The 24,385-nt window shown below is 56.8% G+C and carries 22 protein-coding genes; 15 read left to right on the forward strand and 7 right to left on the reverse strand.

Translation table 11 applies throughout. From position 1 onward, the window contains the following. Positions 1-6: 6 nt before the first annotated feature. A complete protein-coding gene (locus tag KPHS_47440; RefSeq protein YP_005229044.1) occupies positions 7-855 on the reverse strand; it encodes a putative ABC transporter ATP-binding protein YrbF in 849 nt (282 codons plus the stop codon). Positions 856-1,028: 173 nt separating this feature from the next. Between KPHS_47440 and KPHS_47450 the strand changes: the two genes are divergently transcribed. From KPHS_47450 to KPHS_47550, 11 genes are all read left to right on the forward strand, one after another. Beyond that, positions 1,029-2,006 carry a calcium/sodium antiporter gene (locus tag KPHS_47450; protein ID YP_005229045.1) on the forward strand — a complete coding sequence of 326 codons (978 nt, stop codon included), beginning with the start codon at positions 1,029-1,031 and terminating at the stop codon, positions 2,004-2,006. Further along, positions 2,003-3,007 (forward strand): D-arabinose 5-phosphate isomerase, encoded by a 1,005-nt coding sequence (locus tag KPHS_47460; RefSeq protein YP_005229046.1) that lies wholly within the window; start codon positions 2,003-2,005, stop codon positions 3,005-3,007. The genes KPHS_47450 and KPHS_47460 overlap by 4 nt, the downstream gene beginning before the upstream one ends. A 14-nt stretch (positions 3,008-3,021) precedes the next feature. Next, a complete protein-coding gene (locus KPHS_47470; protein ID YP_005229047.1) occupies positions 3,022-3,588 on the forward strand; it encodes a 3-deoxy-D-manno-octulosonate 8-phosphate phosphatase in 567 nt (188 codons plus the stop codon). Then, on the forward strand, positions 3,585-4,160 hold the full coding sequence (locus KPHS_47480; RefSeq protein ID YP_005229048.1) for an LPS export ABC transporter periplasmic protein LptC: 576 nt from the start codon (positions 3,585-3,587) through the stop codon (positions 4,158-4,160). The genes KPHS_47470 and KPHS_47480 overlap by 4 nt, the downstream gene beginning before the upstream one ends. Further along, on the forward strand, positions 4,129-4,674 hold the full coding sequence (locus KPHS_47490) for a lipopolysaccharide ABC transporter substrate-binding protein LptA (RefSeq protein YP_005229049.1): 546 nt from the start codon (positions 4,129-4,131) through the stop codon (positions 4,672-4,674). The genes KPHS_47480 and KPHS_47490 overlap by 32 nt, the downstream gene beginning before the upstream one ends. A gap of 6 nt (positions 4,675-4,680) precedes the next feature. Then, positions 4,681-5,406, forward strand: coding sequence for a putative ABC transporter ATP-binding protein YhbG (locus tag KPHS_47500; protein ID YP_005229050.1), 726 nt, complete (start codon positions 4,681-4,683; stop codon positions 5,404-5,406). 47 nt (positions 5,407-5,453) lie between these two features. Continuing rightward, a complete protein-coding gene (locus tag KPHS_47510; RefSeq protein YP_005229051.1) occupies positions 5,454-6,887 on the forward strand; it encodes a DNA-directed RNA polymerase subunit N in 1,434 nt (477 codons plus the stop codon). Positions 6,888-6,909: 22 nt separating this feature from the next. Then, entirely contained in the window at positions 6,910-7,197 is a 288-nt protein-coding gene (locus KPHS_47520) for a putative sigma(54) modulation protein (protein ID YP_005229052.1), read from the forward strand. A 70-nt stretch (positions 7,198-7,267) separates the two neighbouring features. Beyond that, entirely contained in the window at positions 7,268-7,756 is a 489-nt protein-coding gene (locus KPHS_47530; RefSeq protein ID YP_005229053.1) for a sugar-specific enzyme IIA component of PTS, read from the forward strand. A gap of 45 nt (positions 7,757-7,801) precedes the next feature. Continuing rightward, positions 7,802-8,656 carry an RNase adapter RapZ gene (locus tag KPHS_47540; RefSeq protein ID YP_005229054.1) on the forward strand — a complete coding sequence of 285 codons (855 nt, stop codon included), beginning with the start codon at positions 7,802-7,804 and terminating at the stop codon, positions 8,654-8,656. After that, the gene (locus KPHS_47550) at positions 8,653-8,925 is read left to right on the forward strand and encodes a phosphohistidinoprotein-hexose phosphotransferase component of N-regulated PTS system (Npr) (RefSeq protein ID YP_005229055.1); all 273 of its coding nucleotides are present in this window, start codon (positions 8,653-8,655) and stop codon (positions 8,923-8,925) included. Before KPHS_47540 ends, KPHS_47550 begins: the two co-directional genes overlap by 4 nt. 63 nt (positions 8,926-8,988) lie before the next feature. Here KPHS_47550 and KPHS_47560 read toward each other — a convergent pair whose 3' ends face one another. The 5 genes from KPHS_47560 to KPHS_47600 form a co-directional block, all read right to left on the reverse strand. Beyond that, positions 8,989-9,714 carry a monofunctional biosynthetic peptidoglycan transglycosylase gene (locus KPHS_47560; protein YP_005229056.1) on the reverse strand — a complete coding sequence of 242 codons (726 nt, stop codon included), beginning with the start codon at positions 9,712-9,714 and terminating at the stop codon, positions 8,989-8,991. Next, the gene (locus KPHS_47570) at positions 9,711-10,364 is read right to left on the reverse strand and encodes a sigma cross-reacting protein 27A (protein YP_005229057.1); all 654 of its coding nucleotides are present in this window, start codon (positions 10,362-10,364) and stop codon (positions 9,711-9,713) included. Before KPHS_47570 ends, KPHS_47560 begins: the two co-directional genes overlap by 4 nt. 233 nt (positions 10,365-10,597) lie before the next feature. Then, a complete protein-coding gene (locus KPHS_47580; protein ID YP_005229058.1) occupies positions 10,598-12,937 on the reverse strand; it encodes an aerobic respiration control sensor protein ArcB in 2,340 nt (779 codons plus the stop codon). A gap of 146 nt (positions 12,938-13,083) precedes the next feature. Beyond that, entirely contained in the window at positions 13,084-14,148 is a 1,065-nt protein-coding gene (locus KPHS_47590) for a mannonate dehydratase (RefSeq protein ID YP_005229059.1), read from the reverse strand. A 164-nt stretch (positions 14,149-14,312) separates the two neighbouring features. Beyond that, positions 14,313-14,477: a hypothetical protein gene (locus KPHS_47600; protein YP_005229060.1), complete on the reverse strand. Its 165-nt coding sequence runs from the start codon at positions 14,475-14,477 to the stop codon at positions 14,313-14,315. Between KPHS_47600 and KPHS_47610 the strand changes: the two genes are divergently transcribed. Continuing rightward, the gene (locus KPHS_47610) at positions 14,445-15,461 is read left to right on the forward strand and encodes a putative dehydrogenase, NAD(P)-binding, starvation-sensing protein (RefSeq protein YP_005229061.1); all 1,017 of its coding nucleotides are present in this window, start codon (positions 14,445-14,447) and stop codon (positions 15,459-15,461) included. The genes KPHS_47600 and KPHS_47610 overlap by 33 nt on opposite strands. Before the next feature lie 85 nt (positions 15,462-15,546). Beyond that, positions 15,547-16,830 carry a putative transport protein gene (locus tag KPHS_47620; protein YP_005229062.1) on the forward strand — a complete coding sequence of 428 codons (1,284 nt, stop codon included), beginning with the start codon at positions 15,547-15,549 and terminating at the stop codon, positions 16,828-16,830. A gap of 51 nt (positions 16,831-16,881) precedes the next feature. Here KPHS_47620 and KPHS_47630 read toward each other — a convergent pair whose 3' ends face one another. Next, positions 16,882-17,772 (reverse strand): TIGR01212 family radical SAM protein, encoded by an 891-nt coding sequence (locus tag KPHS_47630; protein YP_005229063.1) that lies wholly within the window; start codon positions 17,770-17,772, stop codon positions 16,882-16,884. A 715-nt stretch (positions 17,773-18,487) separates the two neighbouring features. On the opposite strand from KPHS_47630, the gene KPHS_47640 reads away from it, so the two are divergent. Together KPHS_47640 and KPHS_47650 are read left to right on the forward strand one after the other, a co-directional pair. After that, the gene (locus KPHS_47640) at positions 18,488-22,948 is read left to right on the forward strand and encodes a glutamate synthase large subunit (protein ID YP_005229064.1); all 4,461 of its coding nucleotides are present in this window, start codon (positions 18,488-18,490) and stop codon (positions 22,946-22,948) included. Between the two features lie 9 nt (positions 22,949-22,957). Continuing rightward, on the forward strand, positions 22,958-24,376 hold the full coding sequence (locus tag KPHS_47650; RefSeq protein ID YP_005229065.1) for a glutamate synthase small subunit: 1,419 nt from the start codon (positions 22,958-22,960) through the stop codon (positions 24,374-24,376). The last annotated feature ends 9 nt before the right edge of the window (positions 24,377-24,385 follow it).

Below are 24,385 nucleotides of genomic sequence, written 5' to 3' on the forward strand. Positions count from 1 at the left end.
AGTCGCTCAACTCCCTATGCCTAATAAATCATGGTGATAGTCGCCAGCAGGATAACGGAACGGCACCGGACCGTCGGCAATACCATCAATGAACTGACGAACCCGAGGATCGGTATTCTCCCGTAGCGACTGGGCGCTACCGTGGGCGACAATCTTTTTATCCGCCACGATATACGCGTAGTCCGCGATGCTAAGCACCTCGGGCACATCGTGCGAAACCACGATGCAAGTGACACCCAGCGTGCTGTTGAGTTCAGAAATCAGCTTCACCAGCACGCCCATAGTGATGGGATCCTGCCCGACGAACGGTTCGTCGAACATAATCAGATCCGGCTCCAGGGCAATGGCTCTCGCCAGGGCGGCGCGGCGCGCCATCCCACCGGAAAGCTCAGAAGGCATTAACTTCGCCGCACCGCGTAGCCCCACCGCTTCCAGCTTCATCATCACCGTCGTATGCAGCAGCGCAGGCGGCAAATGCGTATGTTCGCGCAGCGGATAGGCAACGTTGTCAAAGACATTGAGATCGGTGAACAGCGCGCCGGACTGGAACAGCATGCTCATCCGCTTACGCACCGTATAAAGACGCGAACGCGTCATCTGCGGCACGTTCTCGCCATCAAACAGGATCTCTCCCCTGTCCGGCGGGATCTGGCCGCCGATCAGGCGTAACAGGGTAGTCTTGCCGATCCCCGAAGGTCCCATGATCGCAGTAATTTTACCGCGCGGCACCGACAGCGAGATGTCGTCGAAGATCACACGATCGCCGCGTGAAAAGCGGATACCGCGCACTTCAACTAAATTCGCCTGAGTTTGGCTCATAAAATCATCCTTACTAAACACCTGACGGGCAAGCATGGCCCTTTCTTGCGCCACAATCACAACATTTTTACAGAATCTTACCTGCACAGGTTAGCGAAAGCTGGCATTTGTTTTACTTTTGGCACACATAAAGTCAAAATTAAGAATTCGTTACGCTGCGTAGGGATAACCCAGCGAGGCGACGATTATACCTGAAGAAAGGACTTTAGATGCTCTTAGCGACGGCTCTGTTAATTATTGGTTTATTGCTGGTTGTCTACAGCGCCGATCGTCTGGTCTATGCCGCCTCCATCCTGTGTCGTATGTTGGGGATCCCGCCGCTGATCATCGGCATGACAGTGGTCAGTATCGGCACCAGCCTGCCTGAGATCATGGTCGCCACCGCGGCCTCGCTGCACGGGCAGACCGATCTGGCGGTCGGCACCGCGCTCGGATCTAATATCACCAATATCTTATTGATCCTCGGTCTCGCCGCCTTACTCAGGCCATTTACCGTGCATTCTGATATTCTGCGCCGCGAATTACCGCTAATGTTGCTGGTCAGCGTGCTGGCGGGACTGGTGCTCTACGATGGACAACTGACCCGTCTCGACGGGCTATTTTTACTGGCGTTAGCGCTTCTGTGGCTGCTGTTCACCATCAAAATCGCTCGCCTGGCGGAGCGCCAGGGAAGCGATAGCCTGACCCGCGAACAGCTGGCGGAGCTGCCACGCGAAGGGTCGCTGCCGGTCGCCCTGCTCTGGTTAGGGGTAGCGATGATCGTCATGCCGATGGCGACCCGCATGGTGGTGGATAACAGTACAGTGCTGGCAAACTATTTCGCCATCAGCGAACTGACCGTCGGCCTGACGGTGGTGGCGATAGGCACCAGCCTGCCGGAGCTGGCCACCGCCATCGCCGGGGCGCGGAAAGGGGAAGATGATATTGCCATCGGCAATATCATCGGCGCCAATATCCTTAATATCGCACTGGTGCTGGGTTTACCGGCGCTGATCGCGCCGGGGAGCTTTGCGACCGAAGCCTTCACTCGCGATTATGGCGTGATGCTGCTGGTCAGCCTGATCTTCGCAGTGCTGTGCTGGCGCCGTCAGCAGCAGCCGGGACGACTGGTTGGCGCGCTGCTGGTCGGCGGCTTTGTGGTTTGGTTGGCGATGCTGTTTTGGACAGCACCGCTCTTCGTTGAATGATTCGGGATAACATCATGTCGCAAATAGATTTGCCCACGGATTTTGACTTTCAACAGGCAGGCCGTCAGGTGCTGGAAATTGAACGTGAAGGTCTGGCCCAGCTCGATCAATACATAAATGAAGACTTTACCCATGCCTGCGAAACGATTTTCCGCTGCGGCGGGAAAGTCGTGGTGATGGGGATGGGCAAATCCGGCCACATCGGCCGCAAAATGGCGGCAACCTTCGCCAGTACCGGCACCTCGGCATTTTTTGTCCACCCCGGCGAAGCGGCGCACGGTGATTTAGGTATGGTCACGCCGCAGGATGTGGTAATTGCGCTGTCGAACTCCGGCGAATCGAATGAAATCCTCGCGCTGATCCCGGTCCTCAAGCGCCAGCAGGTGAAGCTTATCTGTATCACCAGCCGGCCGGAGAGCAGCATGGCGCGCGCGGCGGATATCCATCTGTGCGTGAAAGTGCCGAAGGAGGCCTGCCCGTTAGGACTGGCGCCCACGTCGAGCACCACCGCCGCGCTGGTGATGGGTGATGCCCTCGCCGTCGCCCTGCTGGAAGCCCGCGGCTTTACCGCTGAGGATTTCGCCCTGTCGCATCCGGGCGGCGCACTCGGCCGTAAGCTGTTGCTGCGGGTCAATGATATTATGCATACCGGTGATGAAATCCCGCACGTCGGCCTGCAGGCGACCCTGCGCGATGCGCTGCTGGAAATCACGCGTAAAAATTTAGGCATGACCGCTATCTGCGATGACGATATGAACATCATCGGTATTTTTACCGACGGTGACCTGCGCCGGGTCTTCGATACCGGCGTTGATATGCGCGATGCCAGCATTGCCGACGTCATGACCCGGGGAGGTATCCGCATCCGCCCCGGCACTCTGGCGGTGGATGCGTTAAACCTGATGCAATCCCGTCATATCACCTGCGTGCTGGTTGCCGATGGCGACCATCTGCTGGGTGTGGTACATATGCACGATCTGCTGCGCGCGGGCGTAGTGTAAGTAAGGAAAAAATAATGAATAATGCTGATGCTCAGTTAGCGACCTGCTACGGGCCGGTAAGCCAGGCGTTTGTCGATCGCGCGGCGAAGATCCGTCTACTGATCCTTGATGTCGACGGTGTATTATCCGACGGGCTTATCTATATGGGTAATCACGGCGAGGAGCTGAAAGCGTTTAACGTCCGCGATGGCTATGGTATCCGCTGCGCGCTGACCTCGGGTATTGAAGTGGCGATTATTACCGGGCGAAAAGCTAAACTGGTAGAAGATCGCTGTCAGACGCTGGGCATTACGCATTTGTACCAGGGGCAGTCGGACAAGCTGCTGGCGTTCCGCGATCTGACGGACAAACTGCACGTGCGGCCGGAAGAAGTCGCCTACATCGGCGACGATCTTATTGACTGGCCGGTGATGGCCGAAGTGGGCCTTAGCGTCGCCGTCGCCGATGCGCATCCGCTGCTGCTACCGCGGGCGAATTATGTCACGCGAATTAACGGCGGACGCGGCGCGGTACGCGAAGTCTGCGATTTGTTACTATTGGCGCAGGGCAAGCTGGATGAGGCCAAAGGGCAATCAATATGAGTAAAACCAGACGTTGGGTTATCATTTTACTGTCGCTGCTCGCGCTGATCCTTATCGGCCTGAATCTGGCGAATACGGACGACACGGCCCAGCCGGAGGTCAATCCTAACGACCCTACGTATAAAAGCGAACATACCGACACCGTGGTATACAGTCCGGAAGGCGCCCTGAGCTATCGGCTGATTGCCGAGCACGTGGAATATTTTTCCGATCAGGAGGTCTCCTGGTTTACCAAACCGGTGATGACCACCTTTGATACTAACAAGGTGCCTACCTGGTCGGTCAGAGCAGACAAAGCGAAGCTGACGAATGACCGGATGCTCTATCTTTACGGGCACGTTGAGGTGAATGCGCTCGCTCCAGATTCTCAACTGCGCAAAATTACGACGGATAACGCCCAGATAAATCTGGTAACGCAGGACGTTACCTCCGATGACATGGTGACGTTATACGGCACCACATTTAATTCCAGCGGCCTGAAAATGCGTGGAAACCTTCGCAGCAAAAATGCCGAGCTGATTGAAAAGGTGAGAACCTCTTATGAAATTCAGAACAAACAAACTCAGCCTTAAGATTGCGCTCGCCGGCGCGTTACTGGCCGCCAGCCTGCCGGCCCTCGCCAAGACGGGCGATACCGATCAGCCGATCCATATCGAGTCCGATCAGCAGTCGCTGGACATGCAGGGCAATGTCGTCACCTTCACCGGTAACGTGGTCGTGACCCAGGGGACGATCAAGATTAACGCTGATAAAGTGGTGGTCACCCGTCCGGGCAACGAGAAAGGCAAAGAGGTGATCGAAGGTTTCGGTAACCCGGCTACTTTCTATCAGATGCAGGATAACGGCAAGCCGGTAAAAGGCCGGGCGTCGAAAATGCGCTACGAGCTGCAGAACGATTACGTCGTGCTGACGGGCAACGCTTATCTGGAACAGCTCGACAGCAACATCAAGGGCGACAAGATCACCTATCTGGTGAAAGAGCAAAAAATGCAGGCCTTCAGCGACAAAGGTCGACGCGTCACCACCGTTCTGGTGCCGTCCGAGCTGCAGGACAAAAGCGGCAACCAGCAAAAGAAGAGTAACTAATCCGTTATGGCAACCTTAACTGCGAAGAATCTCGCTAAAGCGTATAAAGGCCGCCGCGTGGTGGAAGATGTCAGTCTCACCGTTAACTCGGGCGAGATTGTCGGCTTGCTCGGCCCGAACGGCGCCGGTAAAACGACCACCTTCTACATGGTGGTCGGGATTGTGCCCCGCGACGCAGGCAATATCATCATCGATGACGAAGACATCAGCCTGCTACCGCTGCACGCGCGCGCGCGACGGGGCATCGGCTACCTGCCGCAGGAAGCGTCGATTTTCCGTCGCCTCAGCGTCTATGACAACCTGATGGCGGTCCTGCAGATCCGTGACGATCTAACCAGCGAACAACGGGAAGATCGCGCTAAAGAGCTGATGGAAGAGTTTCATATTGAGCACCTGCGCGACAGCCTCGGTCAGGCGCTCTCCGGTGGTGAACGCCGCCGCGTCGAAATCGCCCGCGCGCTGGCGGCGAATCCGAAATTTATTCTTCTAGATGAACCCTTTGCCGGCGTGGATCCGATCTCCGTTATCGATATTAAACGCATCATTGAGCACCTGCGCGACAGCGGTCTCGGCGTTCTGATTACCGACCATAACGTCCGTGAGACCCTCGCGGTCTGCGAACGCGCGTATATTGTCAGTCAGGGACACCTTATCGCTCATGGTACACCGCAGCAGATCCTCGAAGATGAGCAGGTTAAGCGCGTGTATCTTGGGGAAGACTTCAGACTCTGATAGGGTAGAGGTTACAGACGTTTTAGCCGGAGATATTTACCCTGAACATGAAGCAAGGTTTGCAATTAAGGCTTAGCCAACAGCTTGCCATGACGCCGCAGCTGCAGCAGGCGATTCGTTTGCTGCAGTTGTCCACGTTAGAACTCCAGCAAGAGCTCCAGCAAGCGCTGGAAAGTAACCCGTTGCTTGAGCAAACCGATCTTCACGACGAGGTAGAGGCAAAAGAGGTGGAGGACCGCGAGTCCCTCGATACCGTCGATGCGCTTGAGCAAAAAGAGATGCCCGACGAACTGCCTCTCGATGCCAGCTGGGATGAAATCTATACCGCTGGCACGCCGTCGGGTAACGGCGTCGACTATCAGGACGACGAGCTTCCAGTCTATCAAGGCGAGACCACCCAGACGCTGCAGGACTATCTGATGTGGCAGGTTGAGCTGACGCCTTTCACCGACACCGACCGCGCTATTGCCACCTCTATCGTCGACGCCGTCGACGATACGGGCTACCTCACGATTCAGATTGAAGATATTGTCGACAGCATCGGCGATGACGAGATCGGCCTGGAGGAGGTGGAAGCGGTCCTCAAGCGAATCCAGCGTTTTGATCCGGTTGGCGTCGCAGCGAAAGATCTGCGCGACTGCCTGCTGATCCAGCTGTCGCAATTTGCTAAAGAGACGCCGTGGCTGGAAGAGGCGCGGCTGATTATCAGCGACCATCTTGATCTGCTGGCCAACCATGATTTCCGCACTCTAATGCGAGTCACCCGCCTGAAAGAAGAGGTGCTTAAAGAGGCGGTCAACCTAATCCAGTCCCTGGATCCTCGCCCTGGCCAGTCCATTCAGACCAGCGAACCGGAATATGTCATCCCGGATGTGCTGGTGCGCAAGGTGAGCGGCCGCTGGACCGTCGAGCTCAACGCCGACAGCATTCCACGGTTGAAAATAAATCAGCAGTATGCGGCAATGGGCAACAGCGCCCGCAATGACGCCGACGGCCAGTTCATTCGCAGCAATCTGCAGGAAGCCCGCTGGCTGATTAAAAGTCTGGAAAGCCGCAACGATACCCTGCTGCGCGTCAGCCGCTGCATCGTAGAGCAGCAGCAGGCTTTTTTCGAACAGGGTGAAGAGTATATGAAGCCGATGGTGCTGGCTGATATCGCCCAGGCCGTCGAGATGCATGAATCGACGATTTCCCGTGTCACCACGCAAAAATATCTGCACAGTCCGCGCGGTATTTTTGAACTGAAGTATTTCTTCTCCAGCCATGTGAATACCGAAGGCGGAGGCGAAGCCTCGTCGACGGCGATTCGCGCGCTGGTGAAGAAGCTCATCGCCGCGGAAAACCCCGCGAAGCCGTTGAGCGACAGTAAGCTCACCTCCATGCTGTCCGAGCAGGGTATTATGGTGGCGCGCCGCACTGTCGCGAAGTACAGAGAGTCTTTATCCATCCCGCCGTCAAACCAGCGTAAACAACTGGTCTGACATAACCGATAAGGAAGACACTATGCAGCTCAACATTACAGGACACAACGTCGAAATTACGCCTGCGATGCGCGAATTCGTTACGGCGAAGTTCAGCAAGCTGGAGCAATTTTTCGACCGGATCAATCAGGTCTATATTGTGTTAAAAGTAGAGAAAGTGACGCAAATTGCGGACGCGAATCTGCATGTCAACGGTGGCGAAATCCATGCCAGTGCGGAAGGGCAGGATATGTATGCGGCTGTCGATGGTCTTATCGACAAGCTGGCAAGACAGTTAACGAAGCACAAAGATAAACTAAAACAACACTAATTGTCCGGGCCCCCTTGCGCCCGCCGCTGGATATCATCGGCGACGGGCGCGGGGGCGCTCAGGTGAAATTATGATGAACAACGATTCGGCTCTACAACTGAGCAACGTCCTGAACCAGGAATGTACCCGTAGCCAGGTGCACTGCCAGAGCAAGAAGCGTGCTCTGGAAATCATCAGCGAACTGGCCGCCAAACAGTTAAGTTTGCCGCCGCAGGTGGTGTTCGAAGCGATCCTCACCCGCGAAAAAATGGGCAGTACCGGGATCGGCAATGGTATCGCCATTCCCCACGGAAAACTGGAAGAGGATACGCTGCGTGCTGTCGGCGTTTTTGTCCAGCTGGAAACCCCCATCGCCTTCGACGCGATCGACAATCAACCTGTCGACCTGCTGTTCGCGCTGCTGGTGCCGGCCGACCAGACAAAAACTCACCTGCATACGCTCTCCCTGGTGGCCAAACGGCTGGCGGACAAAGCGATTTGTCGTCGCCTGCGCACGGCGCAGAGCGATGAAGAGTTGTATGAGATCATCACCGAAGCAGGAAGCAGCGATGACGCATAACGGCAGTCGCACCTTATCCTTTATCGTACTGAGGAGAAACGGTACATGGTACTGATGATCGTCAGCGGCCGCTCGGGCTCGGGGAAATCCGTCGCTCTGCGAGCGCTGGAAGATATGGGCTTTTACTGCGTGGATAACCTGCCGGTCGTGCTGCTGCCCGACCTGGCGCGGTCGCTGGCTGACCGTAATATCTCCGCGGCCGTCAGCATCGACGTGCGTAACATGCCGGAATCCCCGGAGATCTTCGAGCAGGCGATGCAGAATCTGCCGGAATGTTTTTCTCCGCAGCTGCTGTTCCTTGATGCCGACCGCAATACCCTGATCCGCCGGTACAGCGATACCCGTCGCCTGCACCCGCTCTCCAGCAAGAATCTGTCGCTGGAAAGCGCCATCGACGAAGAGAGCGATCTGCTGGAGCCCCTGCGCTCCCGCGCCGATCTGATCGTCGATACGTCGGAAATGTCGGTGCATGAGCTGGCCGAGATGCTGCGTACCCGACTGCTGGGTAAACGCGAGCGTGAACTGACGATGGTCTTCGAATCCTTCGGCTTCAAGCACGGTATTCCGATCGATGCCGATTACGTCTTTGACGTGCGCTTTCTGCCCAACCCGCACTGGGATCCGAAACTGCGTCCAATGACCGGTCTGGATAAACCAGTGGCCGCCTTCCTCGATCGGCACACTGAAGTGCACAACTTTATTTATCAGACCCGAAGCTATCTTGAGCTATGGTTACCGATGCTGGAGACCAACAATCGCAGCTATCTGACGGTGGCCATTGGCTGTACCGGCGGTAAACATCGTTCGGTTTATATTGCTGAACAACTGGCTGACTACTTCCGCTCGCGCGGCAAGAACGTGCAGTCTCGTCATCGGACGCTGGAAAAACGTAAATCATGACCGTAAAGCAGACCGTTGAAATCACCAATAAGCTGGGCATGCACGCCCGCCCGGCGATGAAGCTGTTCGAACTGATGCAGAATTTCGATGCCGAAGTACTGCTGCGCAACGATGAAGGCACGGAGGCGGAAGCCAACAGCGTGATTGCCCTGCTGATGCTGGACTCGGCGAAAGGGCGACAGATAGAGGTGGAGGCCAGCGGTCCGCAGGAAGTTGAAGCCCTCGCCGCGGTGATTGCCCTGTTTAACGCTGGCTTTGACGAAGACTAAACGTGACGCTTCCCGGCGACGGACGACTGGCGATTGTACCAGCCCCGGCGCCGGAGTAACCCGCTAATAGAGCTTATGCTCGCGCATGAACCCTTCCCCGCCCAGCTGTCGCATCTGGCGTAAGATCCAGGCCTGACGACTGCGCACATAGCCTGACGGCGCATCGGCGCGATAGCGGATCGGGTTCGGCAGCACCGCGGCCAGCAGAGCCGCTTCCCCCGGCGTCAGCTGACTGGCGGGTTTATGAAAATAGCGCTGGGCGGCCGCTTCCACACCAAATATCCCATCGCCGAACTCGGCAATATTCAGGTAGACGGTCAGGATCCGCTTTTTACTCCACACGGTTTCGATCCCGACAGTCAGCCCGGCTTCCAGCCCCTTACGCAGCCAGCTGCGGCCATCCCATAAAAACAGGTTTTTCGCCGTCTGCTGCGACAGCGTTGACGCGCCGCGAATCCGGGTATCATGCCGCTCATTGTGCGCCAGCGCTTTCTCAATCGCCGACACGTCGAACCCCCAGTGTTCCGGGAACTTCTGATCTTCGGCGGCAATCACCGCCAGCCCCATCCATGGGGAGATCTTATCCATGGCAACCCAGTCGGAATGCGCCAGATAATGGAAATCACCGGACAGCCAGGCGCTCACCTGCCGCTCAAGCATCACCGCCGAAAACGGCACCGGCAGCACGCTAAACAGCGCGATCCCCCCGCCCCAGAGGACGGCGGCGATCAGCAGCAGACGCAATGCCAGACGTTTCAGCAGCGCAAAGGGCGCAACGCGGAGCCTCATGCGCTCAGCGCCAGCACGCGGGCCACCAGCTTCTCAATTCCGGTGGCGGCTTGCGCAATGTCCTCCGCCAGCATATACGCCGGAGTGGTGACCACTTTGTTGTCTTCATCCACCACGATGTCGTCGACCGGGCAAGGCACGTGCTCTGCCCCCATCTCTTCCACCACATCGGCGGTATCAAGATCGGTCCCAATGGTCATCCGCAGCGGAAACGCAAAGATCTTCGGCAGCATCGCCGGGGCAATGCACATAAAGCCCAGCGGCTTGCCGGCCTGATGCATCGCCAGCGCCAGGGCCCGCAGATCGGGATCCACCTGGCATTCGCTGCCCTCGGCGGCGAAGCTGCTTAGATTTTTCGCCGCGCCGAAGCCGCCAGGGACGATCAGCGCGTCCAGCGTCTCCGCACGCGCCTGCGCCAGCGGCAGGATGTCGCCGCGGGCGATACGCGCTGCTTCCACCAGCACATTGCGCTGCTCTGGCATCGCCTCCCCGGTCAGATGGTTGATGACATCGCGCTGCGGTTTATCGGGCGCAAAGCACACTGCCTGCGCGCCGTTGCGCGCGATCGCCAGCAGGGTAATCACCGCCTCATGGATTTCACTGCCGTCGTACACGCCGCAGCCGCCCAGTACCACACCAATTTTTTTCATCGCTTTCGCTCCTCCATGCAACTCGCTGAAACCAGTCAAAAATGTCGATTAACTCGCTATGCTTCACATATTTTACTGATTCATGTAACAAATTAGTTAAGCTTTGCTATCTTAATGAGCGAGCAATCCACTTCTTCGGTTGCGCCACGTAACAACATCACTCAAACAACACTGGCTCAACCACCAGTTCCCTGGTGTTGGCGCAGTATTCGCGCACCCCGGTCTGTCCGGGGTCATTTTTTGCTGGCTTTCGCCACCCACGCCTTCAGTACCGCTACATCGTTTTGCCACTCGGATTTCATCTCTTCAACCCATTCAGCGACATTATCAGACCAGGCAGGCAGATCCGGAGTCTGGATCTGCTGGCCCAGCTGCTGGATGTGGCGCAGTCCGATAGAACCGGCCGCCCCTTTGATCTTATGCCCCTCTTCGACAATCCCTTTTTGGTCGCGGGCGGTCAGATTAGACTCCAGAACGGACATGTAGCCCGGCATCATCTTCTCAAACACCGCGAGACCATCGTTGATAAGCTTCGGTCCCACCAGCTCGATATATTGCTCCAGCATATCGGTATCCAGCACCGCGTCGGCTTTATGCAGATCGGCCGCCGGCGCTTCCTGCGCTTCCTCATCCGGTGCATCCCAGAATTTCTTGATCATGGCCGTTAGCGCTGGCACCGATAGCGGCTTACTCAACACATCGTCCATCCCGGCGTCGAGATACTCTTTTTTATTCTTCAGCACGTTGGCGGTGAGGGCGACCAGCGGCGGTAGCTCGTCAGCGGCAAAGCGCTGTTTCAGTTCCCGGGAAATATCCAGTCCGGTCATGTCCGGTAACTGAATATCCAACAGCACAAGGTCATATTCGCCTGGCTCAAACATCTCCAGCGCGGCTTTCCCGGTCATCGCCACATCAACGCTGTTACCCAGTTTTTCCAGCACTGAACGGGCCACAATAACGTTGAGCTCAATGTCCTCAACCAGCAGCACGTTGAGCGCCGGTAATGGCATGTCGTCTTCCGCCAGCGTATCTTCCACTTCTTCCGCAATGGCAGGCGCATGGACGGTAAGCGTAAAGGTCGCCCCTTTACCCGGCTGGCTGGTAACGCTGATATCACCGCCCATATTACGCGCCAGGCGACGCGAGACGGCGAGACCAATCCCGGTTCCGGTGGCCGGTTTGCCGCCGTGGCTGTCTTTGACCTGGTAATACATGGCGAAAATTTTGTCCTGTTCCGCTTCAGGAATACCAATTCCGGAGTCTTCCACTTCGAAGTGCAGGATATCGCCTTCGTCATAGCGCACGCGGACGTTCACCCCTCCGCCCTGCGGGGTAAACTTCACGGCGTTACTGATAAGATTCCACAGGATCTGCCGCAGGCGGGTCCCATCCGTGATTACCTTATGCGGCAGCGGCAGGCTCGGCTCCAGCACAAAGCGCAGCCCCTTCTGCTGTGCCTGCAAGCCGGATAGGTTTTCAAGGTCGGCAAGGAAGCTGGTGAAGTCCACCGGCTGGTTATCGAGCTGCACCTTGCGGCGCTCCATTTTGTCCATGTCGATAATATCATTGAAGATATTCCCCAGCGTCACCGCCGAGACATGGATAGTTTTCAGGTATTTTTCCTGCTCGCTGGTCAGTTCGGTATCCAGCAAAATTCGGCTCAGCCCGACGATCCCGTTTAGCGGGGTACGCAGCTCATGACTGATGGTGGAAATAAAGGTGGTTTTATCCCGGCTGGCGCGCTCAAGAGCGTCCTGATAGCGTTTACGTTCGGTGATATCGCGGCCGAAGCCCATCAGGCCGCGACGCTTACCGACGCGATCGTAGTAGGGGACCTTGCGGATTTCAAAGCACGCTTTGCGGCCATCGGGATAGTCCAGCCACTGCTCATAGGTCAGCGATACATTATGGCGGAACACCTTCTCGTCGGTCTCCAGTACCTTTTCCGCCGCCTCTTCGCTATAGACGTCCTGCGGTTTGAGGTGGATCAGCTGTTTCTCGCTTTTGCCGGTCAGCAGCTCCATCGCCCGGTTACAGCCTGAAAACTCCTTATCCTCATTGCGATAGAAGACCAGGTCCGGGGAAGCATCAAGGAAAGAGCGCAGAAAGGAGGATTGCTGTTCGAGCTGGATCTGCGTCTCTTCACGCTCTTTCATCTCAATCTTCAACTGCTCGAGGGTGGTCTCGCGCTCGGCTTCCGCTTTTTCACGTTCGCCAATCTCCTGATTCAACTGCGCGATGTTATCTTTCAGTTGGACGTTCAGCTTTAGATCGCGCTCACGCATCTCCTCCAGCTTGTCCACCAGCCGCGAAAGACGCTGACGGGACTCTTCGAGCTGCTCCACCACCACCGAGAGAAAGTAGACCGCCCAAGGCGTGATCAGCAGGCCAAAGAAGATAGAGCGGATAACGTCGATACTTTCAACCTGGCCATGCAGCACCATGGTAACCGCCATCTGTACCACGATGGCCAGCACCACCAGCGCAAGAGCCAACAGCATCGAAAAGCGGACCAGACCCAGCTTCATCATCAGGTCGACATAATACTGCGCCAGCATACGAATTTGCTTCATAGGGGATTCCTTCACGACAACTCCGCACAATAATACTCAATTCTGAGCAATGCGCTGTAAGTTGTGCAAAAAATGCGGGCAGGAGTCGATACGGCGGCCGGCCGCTGAGGCGAACCAGCCGCAAAAGAGGGGGATCAGGAGAGGGATTAACGCTTGCTTAACGCCTCCCAGAGTCCTTTCAGGTAGGTCACGCCAAGGGCGCGGTCGAACAGGCCATAGCCCGGCCGTCCGGTCTCTCCCCAGATAAAGCGACCATGATCCGGGCGAATATAGCCGTCGAATCCGTTGTCATACAGCGCTTGCATCACTTTGTACATATCCAGGGAGCCGTACTCTGACGGATGGGCGCACTCGTAAAAGTCTTTATCCTGCATCAGCTTTATATTGCGGACGTGGGCAAAATGAATTCGCTTACGCCGCGTAAATTCGGCCAGGATGGCGTACACGTCATTATCAGGATCTTCGGCAATCGAGCCGGTGCAGAGCGTAATGCCGTTGGCGGGTGAATCGACGGCCCGGCAGATCCAGTCCAGATCGTCGCGGTTTTTGACCACCCGCGGCAGGCCAAAAATGGAGTACGGCGGGTCGTCCGGGTGGATCGCCATTTTCACCCCAACCTCTTCGCAAACCGGGATCACCGCCTGCAGAAAATAAACCAGGTTCTCCCGCAGCTTCTGATCATCCACCGCGCTATATTTGGCAAACAGGGTCTGCACCTCCGCCAGCCGTTCCGGCTCCCAGCCCGGCAAGGCGAAGCCGTTTGAATTCTCAAGCACCTCCTTCACCACGTCTTCCAGCCGCTTATCGATATCTTTCTTCTCAAACGCCATCGTCAGCGAGCCATCCGGCAGGACGTAGTTCATATCCGTCTTCATCCAGTCGAAAACCGGCATGAAGTTATAGCAGATGACTTTAACGCCAAAGCGGGCAAGGTTGCGGATGGTCTGCTGGTAGTTGGCAATATAGCGCTCACGGGTAGGTAGGCCGATTTTGATGTCGTCATGGATGTTGACGCTCTCTATCACCTCCATTTTCAGGCCTGCGGCATGGGCCTGACCGACCAGACGCTCAATTTTATCCACCGGCCATACTTCGCCCACCGCGACGTCGTAGAGCGCGCCGACCACCCCCTCAACGCCAGGCACCTGGCGAATATGTTCTAATGAAATCTTGTCTTCCTCTGGTCCAAACCAGCGCATTGTCATCTGCATTGTCTTCACCTGCTCAACTTAGTTTAATTTACCCTACTACCATACCAGTAATCATAGATGATTGAGCGTTGGCTGTCGTGATAGCGATCACATTCCTGCCGACCGGCTCGCAAGCGGCGAATGCGTCGGCGCATTCATAATTTTTTTCAATTTATTTCAATAGATTAATCATGCCATGGCTTTTTCTGCCGAGCTTTCTCAAATGTGATCCAGGCCTGATTATGATCTTTTGCATACTTGTATGGTAATAAAAGTAGCGTAATTTGTTCAGAAAAAAGACAATGGAAGGAATCAAAATGAGAAGCGTCGTCGTCAAAGAGCCAGGCCAACTGAACATTGAATCACGTCCGGTTCCAGTTCCGGGCGCCCATGAAGTACGGGTGAAAATTGCTTTTGCCGGGATCTGTGGTTCCGATGTACACATCTATCACGGCCACAACCCTTTCGCGAAATATCCCCGCGTCATCGGCCATGAATTCTATGGCATCATCGACGCCGTCGGCGAGCAGGTATCTCCGGCACGCATCGGCGAGCGTGTCGCGGTGGACCCCGTTGTCAGCTGCGGCCATTGTTATCCTTGCTCGGTAGGAAGGCCGAATGTCTGTACGCAGCTCCAGGTCATAGGAGTTCACCGCGACGGGGGATTTAGCGACTATGCCTGCGTGCCGGCGAAAAATGCCTGGCGCATCCCCGAGGCTATCAGCGACCGTCAGGCAACGATGGTTGAGCCTTTTACCATCGCGGCAAATATTACCGCCCAGCTGCAGCCCACGGCGCAAGATATTGCCCTGGTTTACGGCGCTGGCCCGATGGGGCTGACGATCATTCAGGCGCTAAAGGGGGTATATGGCGTTAAGCAGGTGATCGTCGTGGATCGCATTGCCGAACGTCTGCAGATGGCCCGGGAAAACGGCGCCGATCTGACGCTCGATAACACTGACCAGCCGCTCGCGGAACAGCTGGCGCAGCGGCAGCTTGCCCCCACGCTGGTCATTGATGCCGCCTGCCACCCGGCGATCCTGCAGGAAGCCATTCTCCTCGCCTCCCCCGCCGCCCGCATCGGTATACTCGGTTTCTCCGGCGAGGCCTCGACCCTCACTCAGCAAAGCATCACCAGTAAAGAAATTTCTATTTTCTCCTCCCGGCTGAACAGCGGGCGTTTTCCGCTGGTCATCGACTGGATGGAGAAAGGCCTTATTCGTCCGGAGGCGTTAATCACCCATTGTATGCCGCTGGAGCAGGTGAAAGAGGCCATGGAGATTTTTGCTAACGACCGTAAGACCTGCTGCAAAGTGCTGCTGCAGCTGGGTTAAACCGGCATCGTATAGAATAACGGCCGACGGATATCTGCATATCCGCCGCGCCTGATATAAATAATATAATGAGCATGGTGTTATCATGGGAAAAAATATCCGCTGGATTATCGTCCTGTTATTATTTTTAGTATATATGATAAATTATCTGGACCGGGTGGCATTATCCATTACGGTCCCGATGATTGAAAAGGACCTTGCACTTAACGCTGAACAATTCGGCATTATTTTCGGCAGCTTTTTCTTCGGCTACGCGGTATTTAATTTTATTGGCGGTTTGGCCGTGGATAAGTTTGGCGCAACGCTGGTAATGGGCCTGGCGGTCGGTCTGTGGTCGCTGTTTTGCGGCTTAACCGCGGTAGCCACCGGCTTTTATTCCATGCTGGTGCTGCGGGTGCTTTTCGGGATGGCGGAAGGCCCGATCTGCGCATCGGCGAACAAGATGATCAACGGCTGGTTTCCTAAAAAGCAAGCGGCTACCGCCGTCGGCTTTCTCAGCGCAGGCTCTCCGCTGGGCGGCGCGGTCGCCGGCCCCATCGTCGGTTACCTGGCCCTGGCATTCGGCTGGCGCCCGGCTTTTATGATTATTTTCGCTATCGGTATTGTATGGATGATAGCGTGGTTTTTCATTGCCGCTAATTCGCCCGAAAAGCACAAAAAAGTCAGCCAGGAAGAACTTAAGCTGATTAATAAAATGAAAGAAGAAGAAGTCGCGCTGGAAACAATAGAAAATCAAACAGCTCACTCGCTGGGTTATTATTTGAAACAGCCAATTATTCTGGTAACGGCCTTTGCCTTCTTCTGCTACAACTATATTCTGTTTTTCTTTCTCAGCTGGTTCCCGTCCTATCTGGTACAACAGCACCATCTGGATATTAAACAGATGAGCCTTACCACTATGATCCCATGGATAGTCGGCTTTGTCGGTCTGGCGCTTGGGGGCTATATTTCCGATAAAATTTTTAAACTCACCGGGCGCCTGCTGCTGTCGCGCAAAATTGTGCTGGTGGTATGCCTGCTGATGGCCGCTATCTGCGTGGGACTGGCGGGTACCGTCAGCAGCGTCGTGCCTGCCGTTCTGCTGATGTCGGTCTCCATCTTTTTCCTCTATGTAACCGGGGCGATCTACTGGGCGATTATCCAGGACGTGGTGCATAAATCCCGCGTCGGCGGCGCCAGCGGCTTTATCCATCTTATCGGCAGCGTCTCCGGCATCGTGGGGCCGATTGTTACCGGCTATATCGTGCAGTCTACTGGTAAATTTGACAGCGCTTTCGTTCTCGCCGGCACTATCGCCGCGCTTGGCGCCCTGCTGGTGCTGTTCGTGATCAAAACTCCGCGTGTGACGATGAAAGCCAGCCAGGCATAAATGGCAGGAGCGCGATGTCCGGCATTGTTCCCGACATCGCGCTCGTACTTCTCACTCAGCCTGGGGAGCAACCCAGCTACGGCCCAGCGCCGAGCCCTGAGCGCCCTGCTGATTCAGATAACGATCCAGTTCAACCATGCCGGTCCAGCGATTTTCACACCACAGCGGCGCCAACAGCGTGGGCCGACGGGCGCTGGCGGAAATACGGTGGTAGATCACCTCCGGCGGCGTATGGCGGATCATCTCTCCAGCGGTGACGGTATACGCCTCCAGCTCAATGCCATCGAGACGCCCGGCCTGCCACGCTTTGGCCATAATGCTGCCTTTCACAATATGCAGTGGATGCAATTTGATCCCATCCACGCCGGTCGCCACTACCTGCTCCAGCGTCTGCAGACAATGCCCCTGGCTCTCTCCGGGCAGACCGACGATCAGATGCGCACAGACTTTCAGCCCCCGCTCTCGCGCCAGGCGCGCGGTACGCTGATAACAGGCGAAATCGTGTCCACGGTTAATGCGATGCAGGGTCTTGTCATGAGCAGTTTGCAGCCCCAGCTCCAGCCATACCTCATACCCTTGCTGATGGTATTCACTCAGCAGGTCAAGGACCGCCTGCGGAACGCAGTCCGGGCGGGTGCCGACGCACAGGCCAACGATATTTGCGGCACTGACGGCCTGACGATACATTGAACGGAGCACCTGCACTTCAGCGAAGGTGCTGGTGTAGGCCTGAAAATAGGCCAGATAGCGCTTCGCCCGGTTGACGAGCTGCGCCTGATGAGCGAGCTGTTCGGCGATAGAGCGATGCTGCTGCGCCTCATCGGCAAACGATGCCACGTTACAGAAAGTGCAACCGCCGCGGCCCAGCGTGCCGTCGCGGTTTGGGCAGCTAAAACCGCCGTGCAGCGTTAGCTTATGGACCTTTTCGCCATAGCGACGCATAAGATCCCCACCAAACATATTGACTAATTTCTGTAACTGCATAATCTGATAGACCGCCCTCAACAAAGGGGGCCAAGCCTGCCACTTTTCGTCACCGACGGCGATGACCTGGATCAATCGTCAGCGCGGCGACCAACCCTATTGCATAAACAATCAAGATTACTGCAATTTCATTCAACCACCAGGTGATGAGTTTTCCTTATATTTTATCTTCGCATTGCCCTAATCTGCTTTCTGGTAAAAAACGGTATTAATGTCCAGTAGTTAAAAATATTGCAGTCAAATATGCTAATAATGAAATATATTTCAGCGCATATTGGTAATGCAAAGCCGCGTGCACAGTGAGACAGATCACACTAGCCGCACCACCAGCAGGCGTATTCAAAGCATAAAAATTGCCATTATTTTCTTTAATAACAATTAGTTAACTTGGGTATAGCACATTTTTGTATTAATAAGATTGCCATTTGACGTAAGTGTGGATTCCCGATAAGTTGGGAATCCGCTGGAAGCTTTCTGGATGAGCACTCTGCTCATCATATTTATGCAGTAATTGAGATTCCCTCTTAACAGCAAGTCCTCAAACTTGTGTACCGATGCGAAAAGGATTTAAAGAGGGCGAATGCGAGGTGTAAACCCCGTCGCCATGCTCTTTCTGTGCCTGTGCGCAATCGGTATCGGAGGGTGTCCGTAGAGCCTGGGGAGGTTCACTGATATGTTGTACGACAAATCCCTTGAGAGGGATAACTGTGGTTTCGGCCTGATCGCCCACATAGAAGGCGAACCTAGCCACAAGGTAGTGCGAACCGCAATACACGCACTGGCCCGCATGCAGCACCGTGGCGCAATCCTTGCCGATGGTAAAACCGGCGACGGTTGCGGTCTGCTGCTGCAAAAACCCGATCGTTTCTTCCGCATCGTTGCCGAAGAGCGCGGCTGGCGTTTAGCCAAAAACTACGCCGTTGGGATGCTGTTCCTGAATAAAGATCCTGAGCTGGCTAAAGCGGCGCGCCGCATCGTTGAAGAAGAACTTCAGCTTGAGACCCTGTCGATTGTCGGCTGGCGCGATGTGCCGACCAACGAAGGCGTGCTCGGTGAAATCGCCCTCTCCTCGCTGCCCCGTATTGAGCAAATCTTTGTCAACGCCCCGGCTGGCTGGCGCCCGCGCGATATGGAGCGCCGTCTGTTTATTGCGCGTCGTCGCATTGAAAAACGTCTGCAGGAAGACAAAGATTTCTACGTTTGTAGCTTGTCCAATCTGGTCAACATCTATAAAGGTCTGTGTATGCCGGCGGATTTGCCGCGCTTCTACCTGGACCTCGCGGACCTGCGCCTGGAGTCGGCTATCTGCCTGTTCCACCAGCGCTTCTCCACCAACACCGTACCACGCTGGCCGTTGGCGCAGCCGTTCCGCTACCTGGCGCACAACGGTGAAATTAACACCATTACCGGCAACCGCCAGTGGGCCCGCGCCCGTACCTATAAGTTCCAGACCCCGCTGATCCCAGACCTGCACGACGCCGCGCCGTTCGTTAACGAAACCGGCTCCGACTCCAGTTCTATGGACAACATGCTGGAGCTGCTGCTGGCCGGCGGGATGGACATCGTGCGCGCCATGCGTCTGCTGGTGCCGCCAGCCTGGCAGAACAACCCGGATATGGATCCGGAGCTGCGTTCGTTCTTCGACTTTAACTCCATGCATATGGAGCCGTGGGACGGCCCGGCGGGCATCGTCATGTCCGATGGCCGCTACGCGGCCTGTAACCTCGACCGTAACGGTCTGCGCCCGGCGCGCTACGTCATTACCAAAGATAAGCTCATCACCTGCGCCTCCGAAGTCGGCATCTGGGATTACCAGCCTGACGAAGTGGTCGAGAAAGGCCGCGTGGGCCCGGGCGAGCTGATGGTTATCGATACCCGTGCCGGACGCATTCTGCACTCAGCGGAAACCGATGACGATCTGAAGAGCCGCCATCCGTATAAAGAGTGGATGGAGAAAAACGTTCGTCGCCTGGTGCCGTTCGAAGATCTGCCGGACGAAGAGGTTGGCAGCCGCCAGCTGGATGACGACACGCTCGCCAGCTACCAGAAACAGTTTAACTACAGCGCGGAAGAGCTGGACTCCGTCCTGCGCGTGCTCGGCGAAAATGGCCAGGAAGCAGTCGGTTCGATGGGCGATGACACGCCTTTCGCCGTGCTCTCCAGCCAGCCGCGCATTATCTACGATTACTTCCGTCAGCAGTTCGCCCAGGTGACTAACCCGCCGATCGACCCGCTGCGCGAAGCGCACGTCATGTCGCTGGCTACCAGCATCGGTCGCGAAATGAACGTCTTCTGCGAAGCGGAAGGCCAGGCGCATCGTCTGAGCTTCAAATCGCCGATCCTGCTGTACTCCGATTTTAAACAGCTGACGACGATGGAAGAAGAGCACTATCGCGCCGACGTCCTCGATATCACGTTCAACCCGGCAGAGGCCTCCCTCAGCGAGACGGTGAAAGCGCTGTGCGATAAAGCGGAGCAAATGGTGCGCGACGGCACCGTGCTGCTGGTGCTCTCTGACCGCAACATCGCCAAAGACCGTCTGCCGGTACCGGCGCCGATGGCCGTTGGCGCGATCCAGACCCGTCTGGTCGATAAAAGCCTGCGCTGCGATGCCAACATCATCGTTGAAACCGCCAGCGCCCGCGATCCGCACCACTTCGCCGTGCTGCTCGGCTTTGGGGCGACGGCTATCTATCCATACCTCGCCTACGAAACGCTGGCGAAGCTGGTCGACAGCAAAGCCATCGATAAACCGTACCGTGCGGTGATGCTGAACTATCGCAACGGTATCAATAAAGGTCTGTATAAGATCATGTCCAAGATGGGGATCTCGACCATCGCCTCCTACCGCTGCTCGAAGCTGTTCGAAGCGGTCGGTCTGCATCGCGATGTCTCCGAGCTCTGCTTCCAGGGCGTGGTCAGCCGCATCGGCGGCGCCAGCTTCGACGACTTCCAGCAGGATCTGCTGAATCTGTCGAAACGCGCCTGGCTGGCGCGTAAGCCACTGGCCCAGGGCGGTTTGCTGAAATATGTGCACGGCGGCGAATATCATGCCTACAACCCGGACGTGGTGCGCACCCTGCAGCAGGCCGTGCAGAGCGGCGAATACAGCGATTATCAACAATACGCGAAATTGGTTAACGAACGTCCAGCGGCCACGCTGCGCGACCTGCTGGCGCTCAACCCAGGCGAAGACGCTATCAGCATCGACGAAGTAGAGCCGGCGAAGGAGCTGTTTAAACGCTTCGATACCGCGGCGATGTCGATCGGCGCCCTGAGCCCGGAAGCGCACGAGTCGCTGGCGGAAGCGATGAACAGCATCGGCGGCTTCTCCAACTCCGGTGAAGGCGGTGAAGACCCGGCGCGCTACGGCACTAATAAAGTGTCGCGCATCAAGCAGGTCGCTTCCGGCCGCTTCGGCGTCACGCCAGCCTACCTGGTCAATGCCGACGTCATCCAGATCAAAGTCGCCCAGGGGGCGAAACCGGGTGAAGGTGGCCAGCTGCCGGGTGATAAAGTCACCCCGTACATCGCCAAACTGCGCTATTCGGTACCGGGCGTCACGCTGATTTCCCCGCCGCCGCACCACGATATCTACTCTATCGAGGATCTGGCGCAGCTGATTTTCGACCTCAAGCAGGTCAATCCGAAAGCGATGATTTCGGTCAAACTGGTTTCTGAGCCGGGCGTTGGCACCATCGCCACCGGCGTGGCCAAAGCCTATGCCGACCTGATCACCATCGCCGGCTACGACGGCGGCACCGGGGCGAGCCCGCTCTCTTCGGTGAAATATGCCGGCTGCCCGTGGGAGCTCGGCCTGGTGGAAACCCAGCAGGCGCTGGTTGCCAACGGTCTGCGTCATAAGATCCGTCTGCAGGTGGATGGCGGCCTGAAAACCGGCCTCGATATCATCAAAGCGGCGATCCTCGGCGCGGAGAGCTTCGGTTTCGGTACCGGCCCGATGGTCGCGCTGGGCTGTAAATACCTGCGTATTTGCCACCTGAACAACTGCGCTACCGGCGTGGCGACCCAGGATGACAAACTGCGTAAGAATCACTATCACGGTCTGCCGTTCAAAGTGACCAACTACTTTGAATTTATCGCCCGTGAGACCCGCGAGCTGATGGCCCAGCTGGGCGTCAAGCGTCTGGTGGATCTGATTGGCCGCACCGATCTGCTCAAAGAGCTGGATGGGTTCACCGCCAAGCAGCAGAAACTAGATCTGGGTAAACTGCTGGAGACCGCAGAGCCGCATCCGGGCAAAGCGCTGTACTGCACCGAGAACAACCCACCGTTCGATAACGGCGTGCTCAACGCCCAGCTGCTGCAGCAGGCGAAACCGTACGTGGATGAAAAGCAGAGCAAGACGTTCTGGTTTGATATCCGTAACACCGACCGCTCCGTGGGGGCCTCGCTGTCCGGGTATATCGCCCAGACCCATGGCGACCAGGGACTGGCGGGCGACCCGATCGTCGCTCACTTTAGCGGCACCGCGGGCCAGAGCTTCGGCGTGTGGAACGCCGGCGGCGTGGAACTGCATCTGACTGGCGACGCCAACGACTACGTCGGGAAAGGCATGGCGGGCGGTCTGCTGGCCATTCGTCCGCCGGTGGGCTCTGCGTTCCGCAGCCATGAAGCCAGTATTATCGGCAACACCTGCCTGTACGGAGCGACCGGTGGTCGTCTGTACGCCGCAGGCCGCGCGGGCGAGCGTTTCGCCGTGCGTAACTCCGGCGCCATCACCGTGGTGGAAGGCATCGGCGACAACGGCTGCGAATATATGACCGGCGGCATCGTCTGCGTGCTCGGAAAAACCGGCGTCAACTTTGGCGCAGGGATGACCGGCGGCTTTGCCTATGTCCTGGATGAAGATGGCGACTTCCGCAAACGCGTGAACCCGGAGCTGGTGGAAGTGCTGGACGTTGATTCTCTGGCCATCCATGAAGAGCACCTGCGCGGTTTAATCACCGAGCACGTACAGCTTACCGGTTCGCAACGCGGCGAAGAGATCCTCGCCAACTGGCCGGCCTTCTCCGCGAAGTTTGCGCTGGTTAAACCAAAGTCCAGCGATGTTAAAGCACTGTTGGGTCACCGTAGTCGTTCCGCAGCTGAGCTGCGGGTGCAGGCGCAGTAAGGGGTTAAGATGAGTCAGAACGTTTATCAATTTATCGACCTGCAGCGCGTTGATCCGCCAAAGAAACCGCTGAAGATCCGTAAAATTGAGTTTGTGGAAATTTACGAGCCGTTTTCAGAAGGCCAGGCCAAGGCGCAGGCGGATCGCTGCCTCTCCTGTGGCAACCCGTACTGCGAATGGAAGTGCCCGGTGCATAACTACATCCCGAACTGGCTGAAGCTGGCCAACGAGGGGCGTATTTTTGAAGCGGCCGAGCTGTCGCATCAAACCAACACTCTGCCGGAAGTCTGCGGGCGCGTCTGCCCGCAGGACCGCCTGTGTGAAGGCTCCTGTACGCTGAACGATGAGTTCGGCGCGGTGACCATCGGCAACATCGAACGCTATATCAACGATAAGGCATTCGAGATGGGCTGGCGTCCGGATCTCTCCGACGTGAAGCCGACCGGTAAAACCGTCGCGATCATCGGCGCTGGCCCGGCGGGCCTCGCCTGCGCCGACGTGCTGACCCGTAACGGCGTCAAGGCGGTGGTATTTGACCGCCATCCGGAAATCGGCGGCCTGCTGACCTTCGGTATCCCGGCGTTCAAGCTGGAAAAAGAGGTGATGACCCGCCGCCGGGAGATCTTCACCGGCATGGGCATTGAGTTCAAACTCAATACCGAAGTGGGCCGCGACGTGCAGCTCGATGACCTGCTGAAGGAGTACGATGCGGTGTTCCTCGGCGTCGGGACCTATCAGTCGATGCGCGGTGGACTGGACAACGAAGACGCCCCGGGTGTTTACGACGCGCTGCCGTTCCTGATCGCTAACACTAAGCAGATCATGGGCTTTGGTGAAACCGCCGATGAGCCCTATGTCAGCATGGAAGGCAAACGCGTGGTGGTGCTCGGCGGTGGCGACACCGCGATGGACTGCGTACGCACCTCCGTCCGTCAGAATGCGGCGCACGTGATCTGCGCCTATCGCCGTGACGAAGAGAACATGCCCGGCTCAAAACGCGAAGTGAAAAACGCGCGCGAAGAAGGCGTTGAGTTCCAGTTTAACGTCCAGCCGCTGGGCGTGGAAGTGAATGCCAACGGTAAGGTTTGCGGCGTGAAGATGGCGCGCACCGAAATGGGCCAGCCGGATGCGAAGGGCCGCCGCCGCGCGGAGATCGTCCCCGGCTCTGAGCACGTGGTGCCGGCTGACGCCGTAGTCATGGCGTTTGGCTTCCGTCCGCACAGCATGGAGTGGCTGGCGAAGCACAGCGTCGAGCTGGACTCCCAGGGCCGTATTATCGCCCCGGAAGGCAGCGAAAACGCCTTCCAGACCAGCAACCCGAAAATCTTCGCCGGTGGCGATATCGTTCGCGGTTCCGATCTGGTGGTCACCGCGATTGCCGAAGGCCGTAAAGCGGCGGACGGGATCCTCAACTACCTTGAAGTCTGATTAGGTCCG

The sequence above is a fragment of the Klebsiella pneumoniae subsp. pneumoniae HS11286 genome (assembly GCF_000240185.1).
Classification (GTDB): Bacteria; Pseudomonadota; Gammaproteobacteria; order Enterobacterales; family Enterobacteriaceae; genus Klebsiella; species Klebsiella pneumoniae.